The 18,552-nt window shown below is 75.0% G+C and carries 12 protein-coding genes; 3 read left to right on the forward strand and 9 right to left on the reverse strand.

What is annotated here, in order from left to right:
• Window positions 1–93: 93 nt before the first annotated feature.
• The 5 genes from ACFW2Y_RS26275 to ACFW2Y_RS26295 form a co-directional block, all read right to left on the reverse strand.
• A complete protein-coding gene (locus tag ACFW2Y_RS26275; protein ID WP_384884000.1) occupies window positions 94–4,761 on the reverse strand; it encodes a hypothetical protein in 4,668 nt (1,555 codons plus the stop codon).
• A gap of 62 nt (window positions 4,762–4,823) precedes the next feature.
• A complete protein-coding gene (locus ACFW2Y_RS26280) occupies window positions 4,824–5,726 on the reverse strand; it encodes a hypothetical protein (protein WP_384884003.1) in 903 nt (300 codons plus the stop codon).
• On the reverse strand, window positions 5,723–6,319 hold the full coding sequence (locus tag ACFW2Y_RS26285) for a hypothetical protein (protein ID WP_384884006.1): 597 nt from the start codon (window positions 6,317–6,319) through the stop codon (window positions 5,723–5,725). The genes ACFW2Y_RS26280 and ACFW2Y_RS26285 overlap by 4 nt, the downstream gene beginning before the upstream one ends.
• Before the next feature lie 197 nt (window positions 6,320–6,516).
• Window positions 6,517–8,061 carry a hypothetical protein gene (locus ACFW2Y_RS26290; protein WP_384884008.1) on the reverse strand — a complete coding sequence of 515 codons (1,545 nt, stop codon included), beginning with the start codon at window positions 8,059–8,061 and terminating at the stop codon, window positions 6,517–6,519.
• Between the two features lie 85 nt (window positions 8,062–8,146).
• Entirely contained in the window at window positions 8,147–8,851 is a 705-nt protein-coding gene (locus ACFW2Y_RS26295; RefSeq protein ID WP_384884029.1) for a GntR family transcriptional regulator, read from the reverse strand.
• Between the two features lie 326 nt (window positions 8,852–9,177).
• Here ACFW2Y_RS26295 and ACFW2Y_RS26300 point away from each other — a divergent pair, with 326 nt between their 5' ends.
• Genes ACFW2Y_RS26300 through ACFW2Y_RS26310 form a run of 3 tightly spaced genes read left to right on the forward strand, consistent with a single transcriptional unit; the run spans window position 9,178 to window position 11,485 of the window.
• Window positions 9,178–9,942 (forward strand): LamB/YcsF family protein, encoded by a 765-nt coding sequence (locus ACFW2Y_RS26300; RefSeq protein WP_384884011.1) that lies wholly within the window; start codon window positions 9,178–9,180, stop codon window positions 9,940–9,942.
• Window positions 9,939–10,625 carry a 5-oxoprolinase subunit PxpB gene (gene pxpB / locus ACFW2Y_RS26305; RefSeq protein ID WP_384884014.1) on the forward strand — a complete coding sequence of 229 codons (687 nt, stop codon included), beginning with the start codon at window positions 9,939–9,941 and terminating at the stop codon, window positions 10,623–10,625. Before ACFW2Y_RS26300 ends, pxpB begins: the two co-directional genes overlap by 4 nt.
• Window positions 10,622–11,485, forward strand: a complete 864-nt coding sequence (locus tag ACFW2Y_RS26310; RefSeq protein ID WP_384884016.1) for a biotin-dependent carboxyltransferase family protein — start codon at window positions 10,622–10,624, stop codon at window positions 11,483–11,485. The genes pxpB and ACFW2Y_RS26310 overlap by 4 nt, the downstream gene beginning before the upstream one ends.
• Here the strand turns inward: ACFW2Y_RS26310 and ACFW2Y_RS26315 are convergent.
• From ACFW2Y_RS26315 to ACFW2Y_RS26330, 4 genes are all read right to left on the reverse strand, one after another.
• The gene (locus ACFW2Y_RS26315; protein ID WP_384884019.1) at window positions 11,392–15,084 is read right to left on the reverse strand and encodes a hydantoinase B/oxoprolinase family protein; all 3,693 of its coding nucleotides are present in this window, start codon (window positions 15,082–15,084) and stop codon (window positions 11,392–11,394) included. The two genes, ACFW2Y_RS26310 and ACFW2Y_RS26315, sit on opposite strands and share 94 nt — an antisense overlap.
• Complete coding sequence (locus tag ACFW2Y_RS26320) at window positions 15,081–15,902, reverse strand: SGNH/GDSL hydrolase family protein (RefSeq protein WP_384884022.1); 822 nt, start codon at window positions 15,900–15,902, stop codon at window positions 15,081–15,083. The genes ACFW2Y_RS26315 and ACFW2Y_RS26320 overlap by 4 nt, the downstream gene beginning before the upstream one ends.
• 218 nt (window positions 15,903–16,120) lie before the next feature.
• The gene (locus ACFW2Y_RS26325; RefSeq protein ID WP_384884024.1) at window positions 16,121–17,332 is read right to left on the reverse strand and encodes a glycosyltransferase; all 1,212 of its coding nucleotides are present in this window, start codon (window positions 17,330–17,332) and stop codon (window positions 16,121–16,123) included.
• The gene (locus tag ACFW2Y_RS26330; protein ID WP_384884026.1) at window positions 17,329–18,462 is read right to left on the reverse strand and encodes a glycosyltransferase family 4 protein; all 1,134 of its coding nucleotides are present in this window, start codon (window positions 18,460–18,462) and stop codon (window positions 17,329–17,331) included. The genes ACFW2Y_RS26325 and ACFW2Y_RS26330 overlap by 4 nt, the downstream gene beginning before the upstream one ends.
• Window positions 18,463–18,552: the final 90 nt, after the last annotated feature.

The following is an 18,552-nucleotide window of genomic DNA, read 5'->3' on the forward strand; positions in this document are numbered from 1 at the left end:
CCCGAAGGGGTTCCGGGCCGCTCGCCTTTTCCCGGCCGCCCACCGGACCCCCGGCGCCGTGCGGCGCGGGCCCCGGCGCCGTACGGCACGGGACTACGGCGTCTCCGCCGGGACCGGCTCGTCCGCCTGGTGCCGGCGGAACATCCGCGTCGCCGTGATCTCTCCGTGGATCGTCTCGCCCTCCGCGCCCGGCTGCGGCAGGCCCGGCCTCAGGTGCTCCTCCACGCTGATGTACTTCAACCCGGCCCTCAGGTCGGCGTCGTTGCGCAGCCGGATCACCAACGGGAACTCGGCGAGTGCCGTCGTGTCGAACAGGCCGGTCGTGTAGAGGAGCTGGACGCCCAACGCGTCCGACACCGCCCGCTGGAGCTCCAGCAGGTACGTGGCGTTGGCCCGGCCGATCGGGTTGTCGAGGAAGAGCGTGCCCGCGTGCCGGTGCTTGTCGCGCCCCCGGTCGTTGGAGCGGAGTGCTGCCATCGTGCAGTAGAGGGCGATGGCCGCGGTGAGCAGCTGCCCGCCGGAGAAGACGTCGCCCATCTGCCCCACGGGGACCCGCTCGGCGCGCAGCACCGCGTCCGGCTTGAGGATCTCGACCGAGACGCCCTTGGGTTCGAGCGCCGCCTGGACGCCGCGGAGCAGCAGGGACATCCCGTCGCGCCGCAGGTCCGAGTTCTTCTTGACGGCCGCGCGGGTCGCCTCGTCGACGACCTCGCCGAGCCGCTCCGAGAGCGTGGCCTGGTCGGGCTCTTCGAAACGGATCCGCAGGAACTCCTGCCCCGACCACTCGCCGAGGCCTTCGGGGAGGCGGGAGAGCCGCTGGGCCGAGCGGAGGGTCGCGAGCGAGGACTCGACCAGCCCGCGCAGCCGGTCGACGATCGAGTCGCGGTTCCGCTCCAACTGCTCCAGCTCGTCGGTGAGCACGCGCAGTCGGGGCGCGAAGGCCTCGGCCCACTTGGCGGCGTGCTCGGGCAGTGCGGACGCCGGCAGCTCTCGGATCTGCTGGCGGGCCGGGGTGCGGACCTGCTCGTAGCGGGTGGAGTTGGCGTGTCGGACGAGGATGTCACTCGCCTCGCGGACGGCGGCCTCGGCAGCGGACAGTTCGGCGGTGCAGCCGCGCAGTGCGCGCCGCGCCTCGGCTGCCGTCGTACGGGCCTCCTCCAGGGTCCCCGGGTACGACTCGATCGGCTCGCGTTCCTCGTCCGGGTGGTCGCGGAGCTGATCGCGCAGCAGGGCGGCCGTCTCGTCGAAGCCCCCGGCCGCGTCCTCGGCGGCGCGGTGGTCCCGGAGCAGACCGGCATGGGCGGCCCGGGCCGCTTCCAAGGCGTCCGTGCGGGCGGCCAGTTCGGCCGTCGCGGTGCGCAGCAGGGTCTGTGCCTGCTCGGCGTCGGAGGGCACGAGGTCCTCGGGGAGCTCGGTGTGCGCCTCGCCGTCGCCGGGGGCGAGGCGCTCGGCCTCGCCGCGCAGTCGGCCGAGCTTCTCGCTGGCCTCGGAGGCACGCGTCTCCAGCATCTGGACGAGTGCCTCGGCGCGGGCGGCAGCCGCCTGCCGGGACGGGCCGTCGGCGCCGTCGGTGGACTCCAGGAGTTGCTCGGCCCGGGTGCGGACCTTGTTGGTCAGACGGTTGAGCTCGGCGAGGGCCGCGGACTCGTCGCCCTCGGCCCGGGCCTGCTCGGCCCGCAGGTCGGCGCCGACCCCGACCTTCTCGTACACCTGGGACGCGGCCCGGTACGCCTCGCGCAGGGTCGGGAGCGCCGTGCGGGGTGCATCCGGCTCCTCCTCCGGCAGGTGGTCGGGTGCACCGGCGATCTCGGCCCGCTCGGCCCGCAGGGCGCGCGCGGTGCGGTAGGCGTCGTCGGCGGCGCGCTGGGCGGCGCGCCGGTCCTCGTCGGCGGCGCGGGCTCGCTCCAGACAGCTCTGGGCACGGACTTCCGCCTCGGCCGTGTCATCGGCGAGTTCGCGGAGCTTGGCCTGCCAGGCGGCACGCTCGCGGAGCCGGAACGCAAGGCCGGCGAGGGCGTCGGCGACCCGGCGGGCCCGCTGTGCGGCCTCTTGCCGCTCGTCCCTGAGGTGGGCGGCTTCGGCGGCGACCTCGTCGGCCTCCGTACGGGCCGTACGGGCCTCGTCGAGCGCGGCGACCGCGGCCTCGGCGGCCTCGCGGGCGGTCGAGGCGGCGGAGGCGAGCTCGGCGAGCATCCCGTGCGGGCAGTCGGCGCGCCAGGCGGCGATCCGGGAGGCGAGGGCGCGGTCCTTGGCGAGGCGGCCGGCGAGGACGCGGATCTCCTCGTCACGGGCGGCGGCGCGGGCGCGCAGCGCGTGCCGCTCTTCGTCGGCCGCGTGCTCGTCGTGCATGGCCGGGTTCGGCGGGACGAGGAAGACCCCGCCGTCTTCCGTCGCTCCCCGTGCGGGTGCGGGGGCGAGCAGGGCCGCGGCGGTGCCGACGGCCACGGCGGAGCGGGGCAGCAGGGCGGCGGCGGCGAGGGCCTCTCGGGCCCGTCCGTACGAGACGGGGTCGGTGATCACCACGCCGTCGACCAGCTCGGGGCGGGCGGCGAGGACCCTGGCGTGGTCGGCGGGGGCCACGGCCTGGGCGAGATAGCGCCAGCCGGGAAGCGCGGGAATGCCGTGCTCACCGAGGTACTCGACGGTGGCGAGGACGTCGGGGCCGGGTGGCAACAGGCCGCCGTCGCCGAGGGCGCCGAGGATGCGGGAGTCGTCGGCGGCTGCGGTGCGCAGTTCGAACAGCTGCCGCTCGGCAGCGGCGACGGCCTGGTCGAGCAGGCCGCGCAACTCGTCGGCGCAGCGGTCGAACTCGGTGACGGTGAGCGGGTCCTGGGGTGCGTCTCCGGGGTCGGCCGCGTCCTCCGCACCGGCGTCGGCGGCCGTGGAAGCGCGCGGGCCCGGGAGCGGGGAGCCCGCTGCGGGGAGGCTCAGGAGTTCGGCGAGGCGCTCCTCGACGGCAAGGGCCTCGGCGGCACGGCGTTCCGCGTCGTGGGCGTTCCCGGCGGCCTCGGCGGCGTCGGCCGCACGGGCCGCGGCGAGTTCGGCACGGGACTCCGCGGCGGCGGCCTCGCGCGCGCGGTCGGCAGCCGCGCGGGCGGCCTCGCGCGCCACGTCCCAGGCGGCCACGGTGGTCTTCTCGGCGTCGCTCGCAGCGAGCGCGGCGCGGGCCGGGTCGGCATCGGGCGCGGTGTCGTCCAACCAGCCGGCGCGTACGGCCTCTGCGGTCTCCTGTTCGACCTCGGCGAGTCGCTGACGCAGGTGGCCGGCTTCGCTGCGGGCCCGCTGGGCTTCGGTGGCGGCGGCGGTGGCGTCGCGGTGAGCGGTCTCGCTCGCGTCCTGGAGGGCGGTGGAGCGTCCCTCTTCCTCCGCGGCGTGGCGCTCGCCCTCCTCTGCGGCGGCGGCGAGGGCGCGTACGAGGTCGGCGGCGGCCTTGGCGCGGGCGGCCAGGGCGGGGGCCGCGTCACGTTCGGCCTCGCGAATGGCGGCGGCCACGCGTGCGGAGCGGTCGCCCGCGGCGCGGTGGCGGAGCACCGCCTCGGCGGCCTGCCAAGCGGAGTGCAGGGTACGGGCGTCGCTGAGCTCGCGGCGCTGGGCGGCGGCGCCCTTCTCCGCTGCGGTCAACGCCAGGGAGGCGTGTCGGTAGGCGAGTTCGGCAGCGATGAGGGAGCTGCGGCTGCGGGCGGTCTCGGCCTCGGCAACGGCGTGGCCGGCCGAGGTGACCTGCTGGGCGAGTTCCGCGGCCCGGCCGCGTTCTTCGGCGGCACGGGCAGAGAGCCGGCGGGCGAGGGTGCGGGTGCGGCGCTCGGCGCCCGCATGGACCTCGCGCGCATGGGCACGGGTTCCTGCGGCCTCCACGATCCGGCCGAGCAGGTCGACGGAACCGGCGGTGAAGTCGCGTTCGGCGGTCAGTTCGGCGCGACGGCCCAGCTTGTTGCCGAATCCTCCGACGAGGTCGGCGAGGCCGTCGGTGTCCCGGGTGTCGGTGACCGCGCGCAGCAGCAGGTCGGTGAAGTCGGAGTCCTTCTTGACCGCGAAGAGGCCGGCCGCCTCTCCTTCGTCGGCGTTCATCTCGCGCTGGTAGCGGAAGAGTTCGGGGTCGAGACCGAGGTCGCCGAGGTGCTCATTCCAACGGTCGTGGATCTCTTCCCAAACCACCTCCAGGTGCGGGTACGCCTTTCCCGCCTCGGTGAGCGCGTCGCGGAAGCCCTTCATGGTGCGGCGGCGGCCGGTCGCGCCGGAAGCGCCTTCGACGGGCGGGCGGACGGAGGTGGCCTCGGCGACCGGCAGGTTGTCCAGGCTGAGTCCGGGGCCGGGGCGGAAGGAGTACCAGGCCTCGGCGAACTTCCTCGGGTCGTTCGAGACCTGCCGGCCGCGCCACTCGCTGGCCTTGCCGACCACGACGAGCTCACCGGTGAGGGTGTGCTGCCATTCCAGGGCGACGTGACCGCAGTCGTCGGCGAGGAGGAACTTGCGCAGCACGCCGGAGCTGGCACCGCCGAGGGTGTTGCGGTGACCGGGGAGCATGACCGAGAAGATCAGCTTGAGGAGGACGGACTTGCCGCCGCCGTTCTCCAGGAAGAGCACGCCCGCGGGGGCCGGGCGGCGCGGTGGGCCGACCGGCTCCTCCTCGAAGAACTCCGCCTGGGTGGGGGCGGGATGGGGCACCGGTGCGCCCACGCCGCGAAGGTCCAGGACGGTATCGGCGTAGCGCGCGCCGGCGGGGCCGATGGAGTAGAGGCGGACCCGGGACAGCTCGTACATGGCGAGGGACTCTCGTGCTCTCGTGCTCGGGGAGTTCGGTTGCGCGGGCGGCGACTGGGCCGTTACGCGTGGAAGGGCAGGCCCGCGTCGGCGGCGAGCTCCAGGTCGTCGCCTTCGGGCGGCGGGAGGAGCGTCGCGGAACCGTCGCTGACGGGGACGATGCCGAGTTCGAGGAGCTCGGCCATGGCGGCGGATCCGGCCATGTCGCGGACCTGGAGCTGGTAGCGGGCGGTGGTGCGGTAGGAGCCGCCCCCCTCGTCGCCGGTGCGCTGGAGGAAGCCGGAGTCGGTGAGGAAGGCGGCGGCCTTGCTGACGATGCCGGTGGTGGAGCCGGCGAGGCGGCGGGCGTCCTTGGTGGCGCCGGTGGAGCTGCGGCGCGCGTAGGTCCGCCAGGCGGCTTCGAGGCCGGGGGCGTCAGAGGCCGGGTCGGTGTTCTCGCCCTGTTCCTCGGCGCGCCGTTCCAGTCGCAGACACGCCTGGCGGACGAAGGCGTCGACGCCGTTGACCGTGAGCCGGCCGATGTACGCGTCGTCGGCGAGGTCCTCGGGGCGGGGGAAGGCCATGGCGGCGACCGCGAGGTGGGCCAGGCCGTGGAGGAACCGGTCGGCGGAGTCCGTGTTGGCGCGACGGGCGTAGTCGCCCATGCGGACGGCGAAGACGGAGTCCTCGCCTGCGGTGACCGCCATGCCGGCGCGCGGGGAGACCTCCAGGACGATCAGTCCGAGGCCGGTGGCGACGGCATCGGCGAGGCGGGCGAAGGCCGGGTCCTCGCGGTAGCGGCGGAGGAGTTCCGTGTACTCGACGTCCCGGGCGGGGAGCAGCTTGGGCTGGAGTCCGAACGAGACGAGTCGGGCCGCGTCGGCGGCGTCCGCGGGCGTGACGGCGGAGGAGTGGGGGGCGGTCGGGGGCTGCTGGGGCTCCTGCTCGCTCCACGCGTCGGCGTGCTCGGCGTGGGTTTCGCTCACGGCTGGGGCTCCTCGGTGCGGCTCTCGGTCGGTACGGCGCGGGGGACGGGTCGGGGGACGGGCAGGGGTACGGGGGTGACGGCAGCGGGGGTGCCCGTCGGGCCGGGCCGGCCGGCGGGCGGCTCGTCCGTGAGGCGGACGACGCGCACGGACGGAACGTCCCGGCGGCGTGCGGGTGGGGTGCGGGACGGCTCCGGCACCGACACGGTCCCGAACCGCGGCCGGCCGGCTGCCTCCGGAGCGGGTGCACCGGGGGACCCGGAAACCTGCCGGGACGGGCTCTGGTCCTCGCTCCGGCCGCCGGCCGACGATTCCCCGGCCACGGCGGGCAGCAGCGGACCGCGCGGCTGGTCCGCCCGGGCAGCCGACTCGCGCTCCGCGTCGTTCGCGGGCTCGCCACCGGTCCCGAACAGGGCCTCGGGCTCGGGTTCGGACACTGGATCCGACACCGACACCGACACCGACACCGGCTCCGGCTCCGGCTCCGGCTCCGGCAGGACCTCGGCTTCCGGCCGGAGAACGGTCTCGGGGGCCGCCTCACTTGCCGGGACGAACTCGGCTCCGAACTCCGACGGAATCGAGTATTCCGTCATGGGTGCCGGGTCCGGCTCCGGAACGGGCTCGACACGGAATGCGGCGACCCGCTCCGGCACAATTTCCTCCCGGGGCTCCGGAACGGTTCGGTCCGGAACGGTTCGGTCCGGCACGGCTCGGTCCGGCACGGGCGGAGCCACCGGTTCGGTGGCGGACGGGGGATCGGAGGGGCTCGGCGGGGTGGAGGGGACGGGGTTCACGTGGCCTCCGTACGGTCAGCGGCCATGCCCGCCGCATCGAGCAGGGCCGTGCCGACGATGAGGTCGGCGCCGCCGAACTCGGGATCGTCGAGGGGGGTGCCGTCGTCCACGGCGAAGAGGAGGCGCTCCTCGCCCTGGCGGTAGGCGGTGCCGACCGGGGGGCTCGCCGCGTGGACGGCGAGGAGGGCGACGAGGTACGGAAGGTCGGGATCGAGGCGGCGGGCCTCGCCGAGCAGTCCGGAGAGTCGACGGGGGGCGTCGTGCTCCAGGTCGAGCAGGCGCATGGCGCTCGCCAGTTGCTCCTCGCTGAAGCGCGAGTCGTCGGGGGTCGCGATCAGATCGGGCTCGGGCATCTCGGCACCGAGGTGCTCCCGCTCGACGGGCGGGGTGAGGAGCAGGTCGACGAGGTCGCCGAGACGGACCGAGGTGGGGGTGCGCAGTCCGGTGCCGCGGGCGAAGAAGGCGTCGGTGACGCGGGTGGCCCGCTCGACGGGGAGCGGCAGGACGGGGGCGACCAGCTGCCCGTACAGGTCGAGCCCGGTGTACGCCGTGGGGGTGGCGAAGGCCTGCCGGTCCTGCTCGGCGCGGAAGAGCGGTCCGGCCTCCAGCAGTCGGGACTGGAGCTGGGTGTGGCGCCGGATACAGTCCTTGACTATGTCGACGAGCTCGGCGGCGCGCCGCTTGTGCTCGGCCGTCTTGGCGTCGGACGCGGCCTCGGCCTCGTCGCGGGCCCTACGGATGTTGGTGAGGATCGCGTTCTCGTGGCGGTAGCGGTCGGCCACGTGGTCGAGCGCCTCCGCGATCATGTCGGGGACGGTCTGGAGCCAGTCGACGGCCCGGACGTTGCGCCGGGTCGCCTCCAGCGTCTTGCGGAGGGTCTCGGCGTACTGCACGGTCCGGTAGCGCGCCTGCTCGGCGGCGAGCTGGGCATCGGCGAGCCGACCGCGGTTGATGAGCACCTCCAGCTTCACCTCGGCGGCGATCTGGGCGCTGGTGACGTCGGTGTCGAGGGCACCGACGAGGACGTTGACCGCTTCGTCGGTGGTGCGCAGGTAGACGCCCCCGCCATAGCCGGGGACCTCCTCGATGAGCTTGAAGTCGTAGTCCCTGCGGACGTAGGCCCCGTCGGTGCCGAAGGTCCCGTAGACGGCCCGGAAACCTCGGTCGACGCTGCCGACGTTGATCAGGTTCTCCAGGACCCAGCGGGCCACGCGCTCGTGCTCGGCGGCGGGGCGGTCGGGAGCCTGGGCGGCGACGCGGGGCAGCAGTCGGGCAACGATCTGCTCGTGGTCGGCCCCGGTGTCGAAGTCCATGTTCAACGTGATGAGGTCGATCGCGGCGAGGGCCACTTCGGCCATCGCGTAGACCGTGTACTCGCCGGCCAGGTTCGCCTTGCGCGCGTCGAGGTCGTGCAGCGGGGCGGTGCACGCGAGCGCGCGGAGCCGCCGCGCGAGCCCCTCGTCGGCGGCCGGTCCCTGCGCGGGGCGCGGCCCCGTACTGAGCTGGGGCGGAGCAAGGTCCGTCGAGGCAGGCGAAGTCACGGTGCACAGATTAGGTCCTCACCATGACAACGGTCGAAACGACGCAGATGAGACCGGTGGCCGGGGCCCCGCGTCGGGCCTCGGGTCAGTCGGTGGACCCCGTCGTCCCGTCGACCGCTCGGGCGTAGGCGGCGGTGAGCCGGCTGCGGGAGTCGTCGAGGTAGTCGGCCAGGAGTTGCTCCGCCGAGGCCAGGTCCCCCGTGCGCAGGGCCTCGAGGATCTCCCCGTTCCTGCGGAGGTAGGGCTCGTGGAGGGCGCGCGGGTCTTCGACGGCGTGAAGGGCGAGGCGGAGTTCGGCGAGGACGCCGCGCATGAGTTCGTCGGTGCGCGTGCTGCCGGCGAGGGCGACGAGTTCGCGGTGGAAGTGGATGTTCGCCGTGGAGACGCCCGTCCAGTCGCCGGCGCGAGCCGCCACCTCGCCCTCGGCGACGGCGGCGGCGAGGGCGTCGACGGTGAACGGTGCCCGCCCCAGGCCCCGTACGACGGCGCACTCGACGAGACGTCGGGTGCGGTAGATGTCGTCCACGTCACCGGTGGTGAGGACGCGGACGAACACCCCGCGGTTGAGTTCGTGGACGAGCAGGCGCTCGTGGGTGAGGAGTCGGAAGGCTTCGCGGAGGGTGTTGCGGGACACGCCGAGGGCGCCGCCGATGCTCTCCTCGGAGAGCCGGACGCCCGGTGGGAAGCGGCCCTCGGCGATCCGGGTGCGCAGGACGTCCGCGACCCGGTCCGCCGTGCTCGTGCGTCCGAGCAGTGCACGGTCGCCCACCGGTCCCCCGGTGTCGCTCAGGTCCACCGCGCTCCGTCCCCTCTCGTCGTCCGTCGGTCGAGTCAACCCTAGAAGAGGGGGAACGGACAACACCCTTCTTGTCGGATCGTTGAACAATCCTCTACGGTGACCGCACCCCGGAGCGTTCGAGCGCTTCCGGGCCCGGAGGCGCTCGGGCGGCGGTTCCCTTGCAGCGCCCCGTCCCCGGGCCCTCCGGATGCCTTCCCCACCGCACGACCCGCCCGACGTCACGGTGCGTCCACCCGACCGCACGCCCGTCGGCAGTGCCGCCGGGGCACCCGGCGGGGAACGCGTCCCGCACCACCAGGCGAGAGAGGAAGCACCGCATGCCCCGGGCACCGATCGACCTCAACGCAGATCTCGGCGAGGGTTTCGGCCGTTGGAGGCTGACCGACGACGAGGAACTCCTGTCCGTCGTCACCAGCGCCAACGTGGCCTGCGGCTTCCACGCCGGGGACGCGGTCACCATGCGGCGGGTCTGCGAACTCGCCGCGGCACGAGGAGTGCGCATCGGGGCTCAGGTGTCCTACCGGGACCTCGCGGGGTTCGGACGACGGTCGATGGACGTCCCGCCGGCGGAGCTGGCCGCCGAGGTGGCCTATCAGATCGGCGCGCTGGAGGTCTTCGCCCGTGCCGCCGGTTCGCGGGTCTCGTACGTGAAGCCGCATGGGGCGCTCTACAACCGGGTGGTGCGGGACGCCGAGCAGGCGGCGGCGGTCGTCGAGGGCGTGCTGCTCGCCGACCGGACCCTACCGGTGCTCGGGCTGCCGGGATCCCGGCTGCACGGAGCCGCCGCGGAAGCGGGGCTGCGGGTGGTCGCCGAGGCGTTCGGCGACCGGGCCTACCGGGCGGACGGCTCCCTGGTGCCACGGAGCCAGGAGGGGGCCGTCGTCACCGATCCGGACGAGGTCGTGCAGCGGGCGGTGGACCTGGCCGGGACCGGGGCCGTGACGTCCCACTGCGGGCGCAGCGTCGCCGTCCGGGCCCGCTCCCTCTGCCTGCACGGCGACACCCCGGGCGCGGTGGACCTGGCCCGGAGGGTCCGGGACCGACTGGAAGCCTCCGGCATGCGCGTGGAGGCCTTCGCATGACCGCGCGCACCGGGGCGGACCCGGTCGGGGCGGACCCCGGATCCGGGGGCGCACGTCCTCCGCGCGTGCTGCGCGTGGGCGATCGGGCGCTCCTGGTGGAATGGAGCGGCGGGGCCGAGACGGAGGCGTTCCACGCGGAACTGCTGCGCCGGCGCGCGGCAGGTGCGCTCCCCGCCCTACGGGAGATCGTGCCGGCGGCGCGGACCGTGCTGCTCGACGGGCTGGATGATCCGGAGCGGCTGGCCGGCGAGCTGACCGGCTGGGAGCCCGCACGGCAGCAGGAGGCGTTCGAGGGCGGGACCGTCGAGGTGCCGGTGCGCTACGACGGGCCCGACCTGGCGGAGGTGGCCGCGCTGTGGGGGGTGTCGGTGGAGGCGGCGGTGCGGATCCACACGGCGACCGAGTTCCGGGTCGCCTTCTGCGGCTTCGCACCAGGCTTCGGCTATCTGACGGGACTCCACGAGCGGTACGGGGTGCCCCGGCGAACCACTCCCCGCACGGCCGTTCCAGCCGGTTCGGTCGCCCTGGCCGGACCGTACACGGGCGTCTACCCGCGCTCCTCCCCCGGTGGGTGGCAGCTGATCGGCACCACCGACACGGTGCTGTGGGACGCCGGTCGGGATCCCGCCGCACTGCTCGCCCCCGGCACCCGGGTGCGGTTCACCGCGGAGGGCGGGCAGTGAGCGACCGCGTCGTGTCCGTCGTCCGGCCCGGGGCCCTGACCACCGTCCAGGACTCGGGGCGCACGGGGTACGCGCACCTCGGCGTGCCCCGATCCGGCGCCCTCGACCCGGCGGCCCTACGGCTCGTCAACCGGCTCGTCGGCAACGCGGAGGGCGCGGCGGTCCTGGAGACGACCGTCGACGGGTGTGCGCTGCGGTCCGGGTGTGGCGTGACCGTCGCGGTGGGCGGCGCTCCCTGCCCGGTGCGGGTGGACGGGAGGCCGGTCGCCTGGGGCGTTGCCGTCCGGATGGCCGCCGGATCGGTCCTGGAGGTCGGTGCGGCCGTCCGCGGGGTGCGGTCGTACGTGGGGCTCGGCGGTGGGATCGCCGTCGAGCCGGTGCTCGGAAGCCGGTCCACCGACCTGTTGTCGGGGCTCGGTCCGGCCCCCCTCGCGCAGGGGACGGTGCTACCGCTGGGTCCGGGCACGACCGGGCGGGGGCACGCCGACGTCCCGCCCTGGCCGGGGCCACCGGACGAACTCGTCCTGCGGGTCCGACCGGGACCCCGGGACGACTGGTTCACCGATGCGGCGCTCCGCGCCTTCACGACGCGTGCGTACCGGGTGTCCCCGGCGAGCAACCGCATCGGCCTCCGGCTCGACGGACCGGTCCTGGAGCGGGCCGTGTCGGGCGAGCTGGCGAGCGAGGGCACGGTCCTGGGCGCGGTGCAGGTGCCGCCGGACGGGCGCCCGGTGGTGTTCCTCGCGGACCATCCGACGACCGGGGGCTATCCGGTGGTCGCGGTCGTGCGGGAGGCCGACCTGGGTGCGGCGGCCCAGGCGGTGCCGGGGACGCCCGTGCGGTTCGTTCCGGCGCGCTGAGGGCTCAGGGGGGGCGGCGGCCCGTATCCGCCGCCGCCCGGGGTGCGCAGCACCAGGACGTCGCCGGGCCCCACCTCGGTGGTGGCGGTGCCTCCGAGGTGCTCGACGGTGCCGTCGGAGCGTTCCACCAGGTTCTCGCCGAGGGCGCCGGGCCGGCCGCCGGCCATCCCGTACGGCGGGACCCTGCGGTGGCCGGTGAGGAGGGTCACCGTCATCGGCTCCAGGAAGCGCAGCCGCCGCTCCACCCCGCAGCCGCCGTGCCAGCGGCCGGCCCCGCCGCTGCCCTCCCGCACCGCGAAGGCGTCGACCCGAACCGGGTGGCGCCATTCCAGGACTTCGGGGTCCGTGAGGCGGGAGTTGGTCATGTGGGTCTGGACGGCGTCGGCACCGTCGAAGCCCTTTCCGGCGCCGGAGCCGCTCGCGACGGTCTCGTAGTACTGCACGCGTGCATTGCCGAAGGTGACGTTGTTCATGGTGCCGGACCCCTCGGCCTGGACCCCGAGGGCCGCGTAGAGCGCCCCGGTCACGGCCTGGGAGGTCTCGACGTTTCCCGCCACGGTGGCCGCCGGGGGCACGGGCGCCAGCATGGATCCGGAGGGGACCCTGATCTCCAGGGGTTCCAGGCAGCCGCTGTTGAGGGGGATGTCCTCGTCGACGAGGGTGCGGAAGACGTACAGCACGGCCGCCGTGACGACGGCGGTGGGCGCGTTGGCGTTCCCCGGGAGTTGGGGAGAGGTGCCGGCGAAGTCGAGCACGGCGGAACGTCGTTCGCGGTCGACGCGGACGGCGACCCGGATGACCGCACCGCCGTCGGTCTCGTAGCGGTGGGCACCGTCGTCGAGGCGCGCGACGATGCGGCGCACGGACTCCTCGGCGTTGGCGCGGACGTGCCGCATGTAGGCCCGGACGACGTCGAGTCCGAACTCCTCGACGGCACGGCGGAGTTCCTCGATCCCCTTCTCGTTGGCGGCGATCTGGGCGCGGAGGTCGGCGAGGTTGGTGTCGGGATCCCGGGAAGGGTGGAGGGCACCGGTGAGCAGGGCTCGGGTCTCGGCCTCGCGCAGCCGTCCGCCGCGGACGAGCAGCCAGTCGTCGAAGAGGACGCCCTCCTCGTCGATGGTCCGGCTGGAGGCGGGCATGGAGCCGGGGGTGATGCCGCCGATCTCGGCGTGGTGGCCGCGGGAGGCGACGAGGAAGCGCAGCTCGTCCCCCGCGTCGCCGAAGACCGGGGTCACGACGGTGACGTCGGGGAGGTGGGTGCCGCCGTGGTAGGGGTCGTTGACGGCGTATGCGTCGCCGGGGCGGAGGTCGTCCCCGCGGCGGCGCAGCACCTCCTTGATGGACTCCCCCATGGAGCCGAGGTGGACCGGGATGTGCGGCGCATTGGCGATCAGGTTCCCCTCCGCGTCGAAGAGGGCGCAGGAGAAGTCGAGGCGTTCCTTGATGTTGACGGACTGTGCGGTGTTCTCCAGCCGGACGCCCATCTGCTCGGCGATGGACATGAAGAGGTTGTTGAAGACCTCCAAGAGGACGGGGTCCACGTCCGTGCCCGCGGCCGCGCGCGGGGGGCGGGGGACGACGCGGTGCAGCACGAGGTGGCCCCCGTCGGTCGCGGTGGCCCGCCAGCCGGTGTCGACGACGGTCGTCGCGTCTTCCTCGACGAGGATCGCGGGTCCGTCGACGTCGTCGCCCGGCCTCACGTCCGTGCGCCGGTGGAGCGGGGCGGTACGGGGCGCGCCGGCGCTGTGCATCCGTACGGTGGCGAGGGGGGTGAGGGGACCGGTCCGTTCCGCGGTGTCCGTGCGGAGGGGGGCGTGCGGCCCTGCGGCGGCCACGGCTTCGACCACGACGGTCTCGACGACGAGCGGCCGGTCCAGGGTGAAGCCGTACCGGGCACGGTGAGCGGCCGTGAACGCGGTTCTCAGTCCGTCGGGAGGCGCCAGGTCGACCGGAAGTCCGGCGTCCGTGCCGGCGTAGCGCAGGAGCACGCGCGCACGGGTGGTGATCGCCTCGTCCGGCAACCCGTCGGCGCGCAGCTCCGCCCGGGTGCGGTCGGCGAGTTCGGCGCAGAGCGCCGTCAACCGTGCGGGGGTGCCGTCGGCGTCGAGTTCCGCCTCGACGGACCGTTCGCGCATCGCGGTGGCGTCGGCGAGTCCGATGCCGTACGCGGAGAGCACCCCGGCCAGCGGGGGGACGAGGACGGTGTCGATGCCCAGGGCGTCGGCAACGGCGCAGGCGTGCTGGCCCCCGGCGCCGCCGAAGCTGGTGAGGGCGTACCGGGTGACGTCGTGGCCGCGTTCGACGGAGATCTTCTTGACGGCGTTGGCCATGTTGAGGACGGCGATCTCCAGGAAGCCGGCGGCCACCTCCTCGGGGGTGCGGTCACCGCCGACCTCCGCGGCGAGGGCCGTGAACCGCTCCCGCACGACCTCGGGGTCGAGGGGTTGGTCTCCGCAGGCGCCGAAGACGGCGGGGAAGTGGTCGGGTCGGATGCGTCCGAGCATGACGTTGGCGTCGGTCACGGTCAGCGGTCCGCCGCGGCGGTAGCAGGCGGGGCCCGGGACGGCACCGGCCGAGTCGGGGCCGACGCGGTAGCGGCGTCCGTCGTAGTGGAGCACCGAACCGCCGCCCGCCGCGACGGTGTGGATGCTCATCATGGGCGCCCGCATCCGGACCCCGGCGACCTGGGTGCCGAGCTCCCGCTCGAAGGCACCCGCGTAGTGCGACACGTCGGTGGAGGTGCCGCCCATGTCGAAGCCGATGACCCGGTCGTACCCCGCCCGGGCCGAGGTGCGGGCCATGCCGACGACGCCGCCCGCCGGCCCCGACAGGACGGCGTCCTTCCCGCGGAAGTGGGCGGCCTCCCGCAGTCCGCCGTTGGACTGCATGAACATCAGGCGGATCCCGGCGAGTTCGCGGGCGACCTCGTCGACGTAGCGGCGCAGGATCGGTGAGAGGTAGGCGTCGACGACGGTGGTGTCCCCGCGCGGGACCAGTTTGATGAGCGGGCTGACCTCGTGCGAGCAGCTGATCTGGGTGAATCCGGCGGCGCGGGCCACCGCCGCGACCCTGGTCTCGTGCTCGGGGTTCCGGTAGCCGTGCAGCAGGACGACGGCGGCGGAGCGGAGGCCGTCCCGGTGGGCGGCGGCGAGTGCCGCGGCGACGACCGTCCCGTCCAGCGGGCGGACGACGCGGCCGTGGGCGTCCATCCGCTCGGGCACCTCGATCACCCTCTCGTACACCGCCTCCGGCAGCACGATGTGGCGGTCGAAGAGCCGGGGCCGGTTTTGGTAGGCGATGCGCAGGGCATCGCGGAACCCCTCGGTGATCAGGAGCGCGGTCGGCTCCCCGCGCCGCTCCAGCAGGGCGTTCGTGGCCACCGTGGTGCCCATCCTGACCACGGCGACCCGGTCGGCTGGGACGGGCTCGTCAGGGCCCAGCCCGAGGAGGAGGCGGATGCCGGCCACGGCTGCGTCGTGCCGGCGGGAGGGATCATGGGAGAGCACCTTGCGACTGACGAGCCGGCCGTCGGGCCGCCGCCCGACGACGTCGGTGAAGGTGCCGCCCCGGTCGATCCAGAACTCCCAGCGCCCGTTCATCTCTTCATTGTGGCCGCGAGTGCCTCCGCGAGCGCATCGTCCGCGCGCGCGTCGAGGGGCGCCGTGCCGGTACCGGTCGCCCAGTGGCGCAGTTCTGCGCCGGCGAGCACCAGCAGTTGGGGAAGCAGGTCCCGACTGCGGCGCAGGACCCAGCCGGTGCCTGCCGTGGCGAGCCAGAGCAGGGCTTCCGTACGGGTCGGCGGCGGTTGGGCGGGTTCCGTCGCGGGCGGCGCGCCGAAGGCGAGGCCGCGGGCGGCGAGGAGCCGGTGGAAGTCGGCGGCGACGGCCCGGTGGCCGCGTTCGCCGGGGTGCAGCCGGTCGGCGCTCCACAGCGCGCGGTCCTCGGTCCAGGCGGGTTCGGCGAGGTGGAGGTGGAGGGCGCCGTACCGGGCGGAGAGCGCGTGCACGACGGCGTTGACGGAACGCTGGCGGCGGGCGAGCGGGCGGGCCAGGGGTGGGGGCAGGCCGAGCATCCTGCCGGGATCGGGGAGGCAGGCCGTCAGGAGTACGGCTCCGAGGGCGTCGAGGTCGGCGCAGACCCGGTCCAGTCGGCGGGCGAGGAGACCGATGTCGAAGGTGCGGCGCAGGGTGTCGTTGACCCCGACGACCACGGAGGCGAGGTGCGGCCGGAAGGCCAGGGCGCGGGGGGCCTGGTGGTCGGCGACGTCGCTGCTGAGGGCTCCGCTGACGGCGAGGTTGAGGAATTCCGTCGGCTCTCCCTCGGCCGCGAGCCCCTCGGCGAGCAGTGCGGCCCATCCCCTCCAGTCCCCGTCCACCCGGTCCCCGACCCCCTCGCTGAAGGAGTCCCCGAGCGCCACGAAGCGAACCGGCCCGGGCGTCGGTGCTCCGGCCCTCGGGGCCCGGGGCAGGACGACCGGCGGCGCGCCGGCGGGGGTTCCTTGCGGTGTGACCGGGGCGCCCACGGCCACGGCGAGGGCTTCCGGAGCGTGGGCCGGGCCTCCCGGGGAGTGAGGCGGGCCTCCCGGGGCGGTGGGAAGCGGTCTCCCCACCGCCGCCCCGGCCGGTCTCCCGGTCCTCATCGGGCCTCCGCGGGAACGGTCGGCCGGGAGCCCGGGAGGGCGTCGTGGGCACGCAGGAAGGCATGGACGGAACGGTCCCAGCCGAAGCCTTCCGCACGTGCACGTGCGGTTCGACGGCGCACGTCCTCCGGGACCGCGAGGATTCCTCGGACGGCAGCGGCGAACGCGGCCGGCTCGTCCACGGCACCGGCCCCTGCCGTGCCGATGACCTCGGGCAGGGCGGAGGAGGCGCTGACGACGGCGGGCGTGCCGCAGGCGAGGGCCTCCAGGGCGGAGAGGCCGAAGGTCTCCGCCGGCCCCGGGGCCAGGCACACGTCGGCCGCGGCCTGGAGGTCCGCGAGCGCTTCCGGATCGGCGACGTGCCCGAGGAAGCGCACGGGGAGGTTTCGTTCGCCCGCCCGTCGTTCCAGCGCGGCCCTCAGCGGTCCGTCCCCGGCGACCACCAGTGCCGCCGCGATCCCGGCGCCCCGCAGCTCCTCCAGCACGTCCAAGGCCGCGACCGGCCGCTTCTCGACCGAGAGGCGCGAGCAGAGCAGGAGCAGCACCCGCGCGCCGTCGGCGTACCCGGCCCGCAGTGCGGTGCTGCGGCGGCCGGGACGACAGCGCTCCAGGTCCACCCCGAGCGGGGCCCGCACGACGTTGCGCGCCCCGATCCGCACGAACTCGTGCTCCGACCACGCCGTCGTGCAGACGATCCGCGTGAAGGCCCATGCCGTGCGGCGGTTGAGCCGGTCGGCCGCGCCGGCCGCGAGTGCGGGCGGCACCCCCCAGGTGCGCAGCACCCCGTCCGCGGCTTCGTGGGAGACCATCACCGCGGGCACGCGGGCGCGTCGCGCCCATTCCCCCGTCCACCGCAGGGTGGTGCGGTCCGAGACCTCGATCCGGTCGGGGGCGAGCCCGTCGAGGAGGCGGCGGAGCCGGCGCCGGTCGGCGAGGACCCGGTAGCCGCCGGTCCCGGGCAGTACCGGGCCGGGGAGGGTGATGACCCGGCCCTGCTCGGTGTCCCGGTCGCTCTCGGTGTCGCCGGGGACGATGAGCACGGGTCGGTGGCCGGCTGCCAGGTAGCCGCGGCCGAGTCGTTCAAGCGCGGTGCGGAGGCCTCCCGAGGTGGGGGTGACGAAGTTCGCGAGCCGCACGATCCGGAGTCCGGTGCGGTCGCGGCCGGCGCTCGTGCCGACGGGGCGGGCGTGGGTGCGGACGCCGTTCACGCCGCCACCGCCGTCCGCTCGCGCAGCACCTCCAGGTAGTGGCCGATCAACTCGTCGCCGAGCACCTCCCAGCTGCGGCCCTCGACGGCGGTGCGGGCGGTGCGGGCGTACGCGGCGCGGGCGTCCGGATCGGCGGCGAGCTCGGCGACGGCTCCGCAGAGGGCTCCCGGGTCGCCGGGCGGTACGAGGAGTCCGGTGCGTCCGTGGTCGACCAGGTCGAGGGGGCCCCCGGCGGCCGGGGCGATGACGGGCACCCCGCTGGCCATGGCCTCCTGGACGGTCTGGCAGAAGGTCTCGTGCGGGCCGGTGTGGGCGAAGACGTCGAGCGAGGCGAAGATCCGGGCGAGGTCGGTCCCGGTGCGGCGGCCCAGGAACCGGGCGCCCGGGAGGGCGGTACGGAGGGCGGGTCCGCTCGGTCCGTCCCCGACGACCACGACCCGGACGCCGGGCAGGGCGGAGGCCGCGGCGAGCAGGTCCACCCGCTTCTCCGGAGCGAGGCGCCCCACGTAGCCGACGAGGAGTTCTCCGTCGGGGGCGAGCTCGCGGCGCAGGGCGGGATCGCGCAGTCCGGGGTGGAAGCGGACGGTGTCCACCCCGCGTCCCCAGAGCCGGATGCGGCCGATGCCGTGGGCCTCCAGGTCGCTCGCGGCGGCGGCGGAGGGGGCGAGGGTGCGGTCGGCGGCTCCGTGAACGGCCCGGAGGCGGCGCCAGGCGGCGCCCTCGCCGGTCCCGACGTAAGTGCGCGCGTAGCCGGCGAGGTCGGTCTGGTAGACGGCGACGGCGGGTATGCCGAGCCGGGCCGCGGCCGTCATGCCGCGGACGCCGAGGACGAAGGGACCGGCGAGGTGGACGAGGTCGGCGCGGTGGGCGGCGATGGCAGCGGCGACCCGGCGGCTGGGCAGGGCGACCCGCACCTGCGGGTAGCCGGGCAGGGGCAGGGAGGGCACCCGGATGACCGTGCAGGGGGCGTCTGCCTCGGCCTCGGCGGCTGCCTCCTGATCGGCGACGGCGGGGGCGATGACCAGCGGGGTGTGACCCCGCCGGACGAGGTGGCGCGCGGTCTGCAGGGCGCAGTGCGCCACACCGTTGACGTCGGGAGGAAAGGATTCGGTGACGATGACGACACGCATACGGGTGTTGTCGTCGTCTTCGGAGTGTCCCGGCCGACGGGGATCTGGACGGGGAGGGAACGTCCCGTGAGCGTTTCCCCCGCCCCCGGG

This window comes from Streptomyces sp. NPDC058877 (assembly GCF_042742855.1).
Lineage (GTDB): Bacteria > Actinomycetota > Actinomycetes > Streptomycetales > Streptomycetaceae > Streptomyces.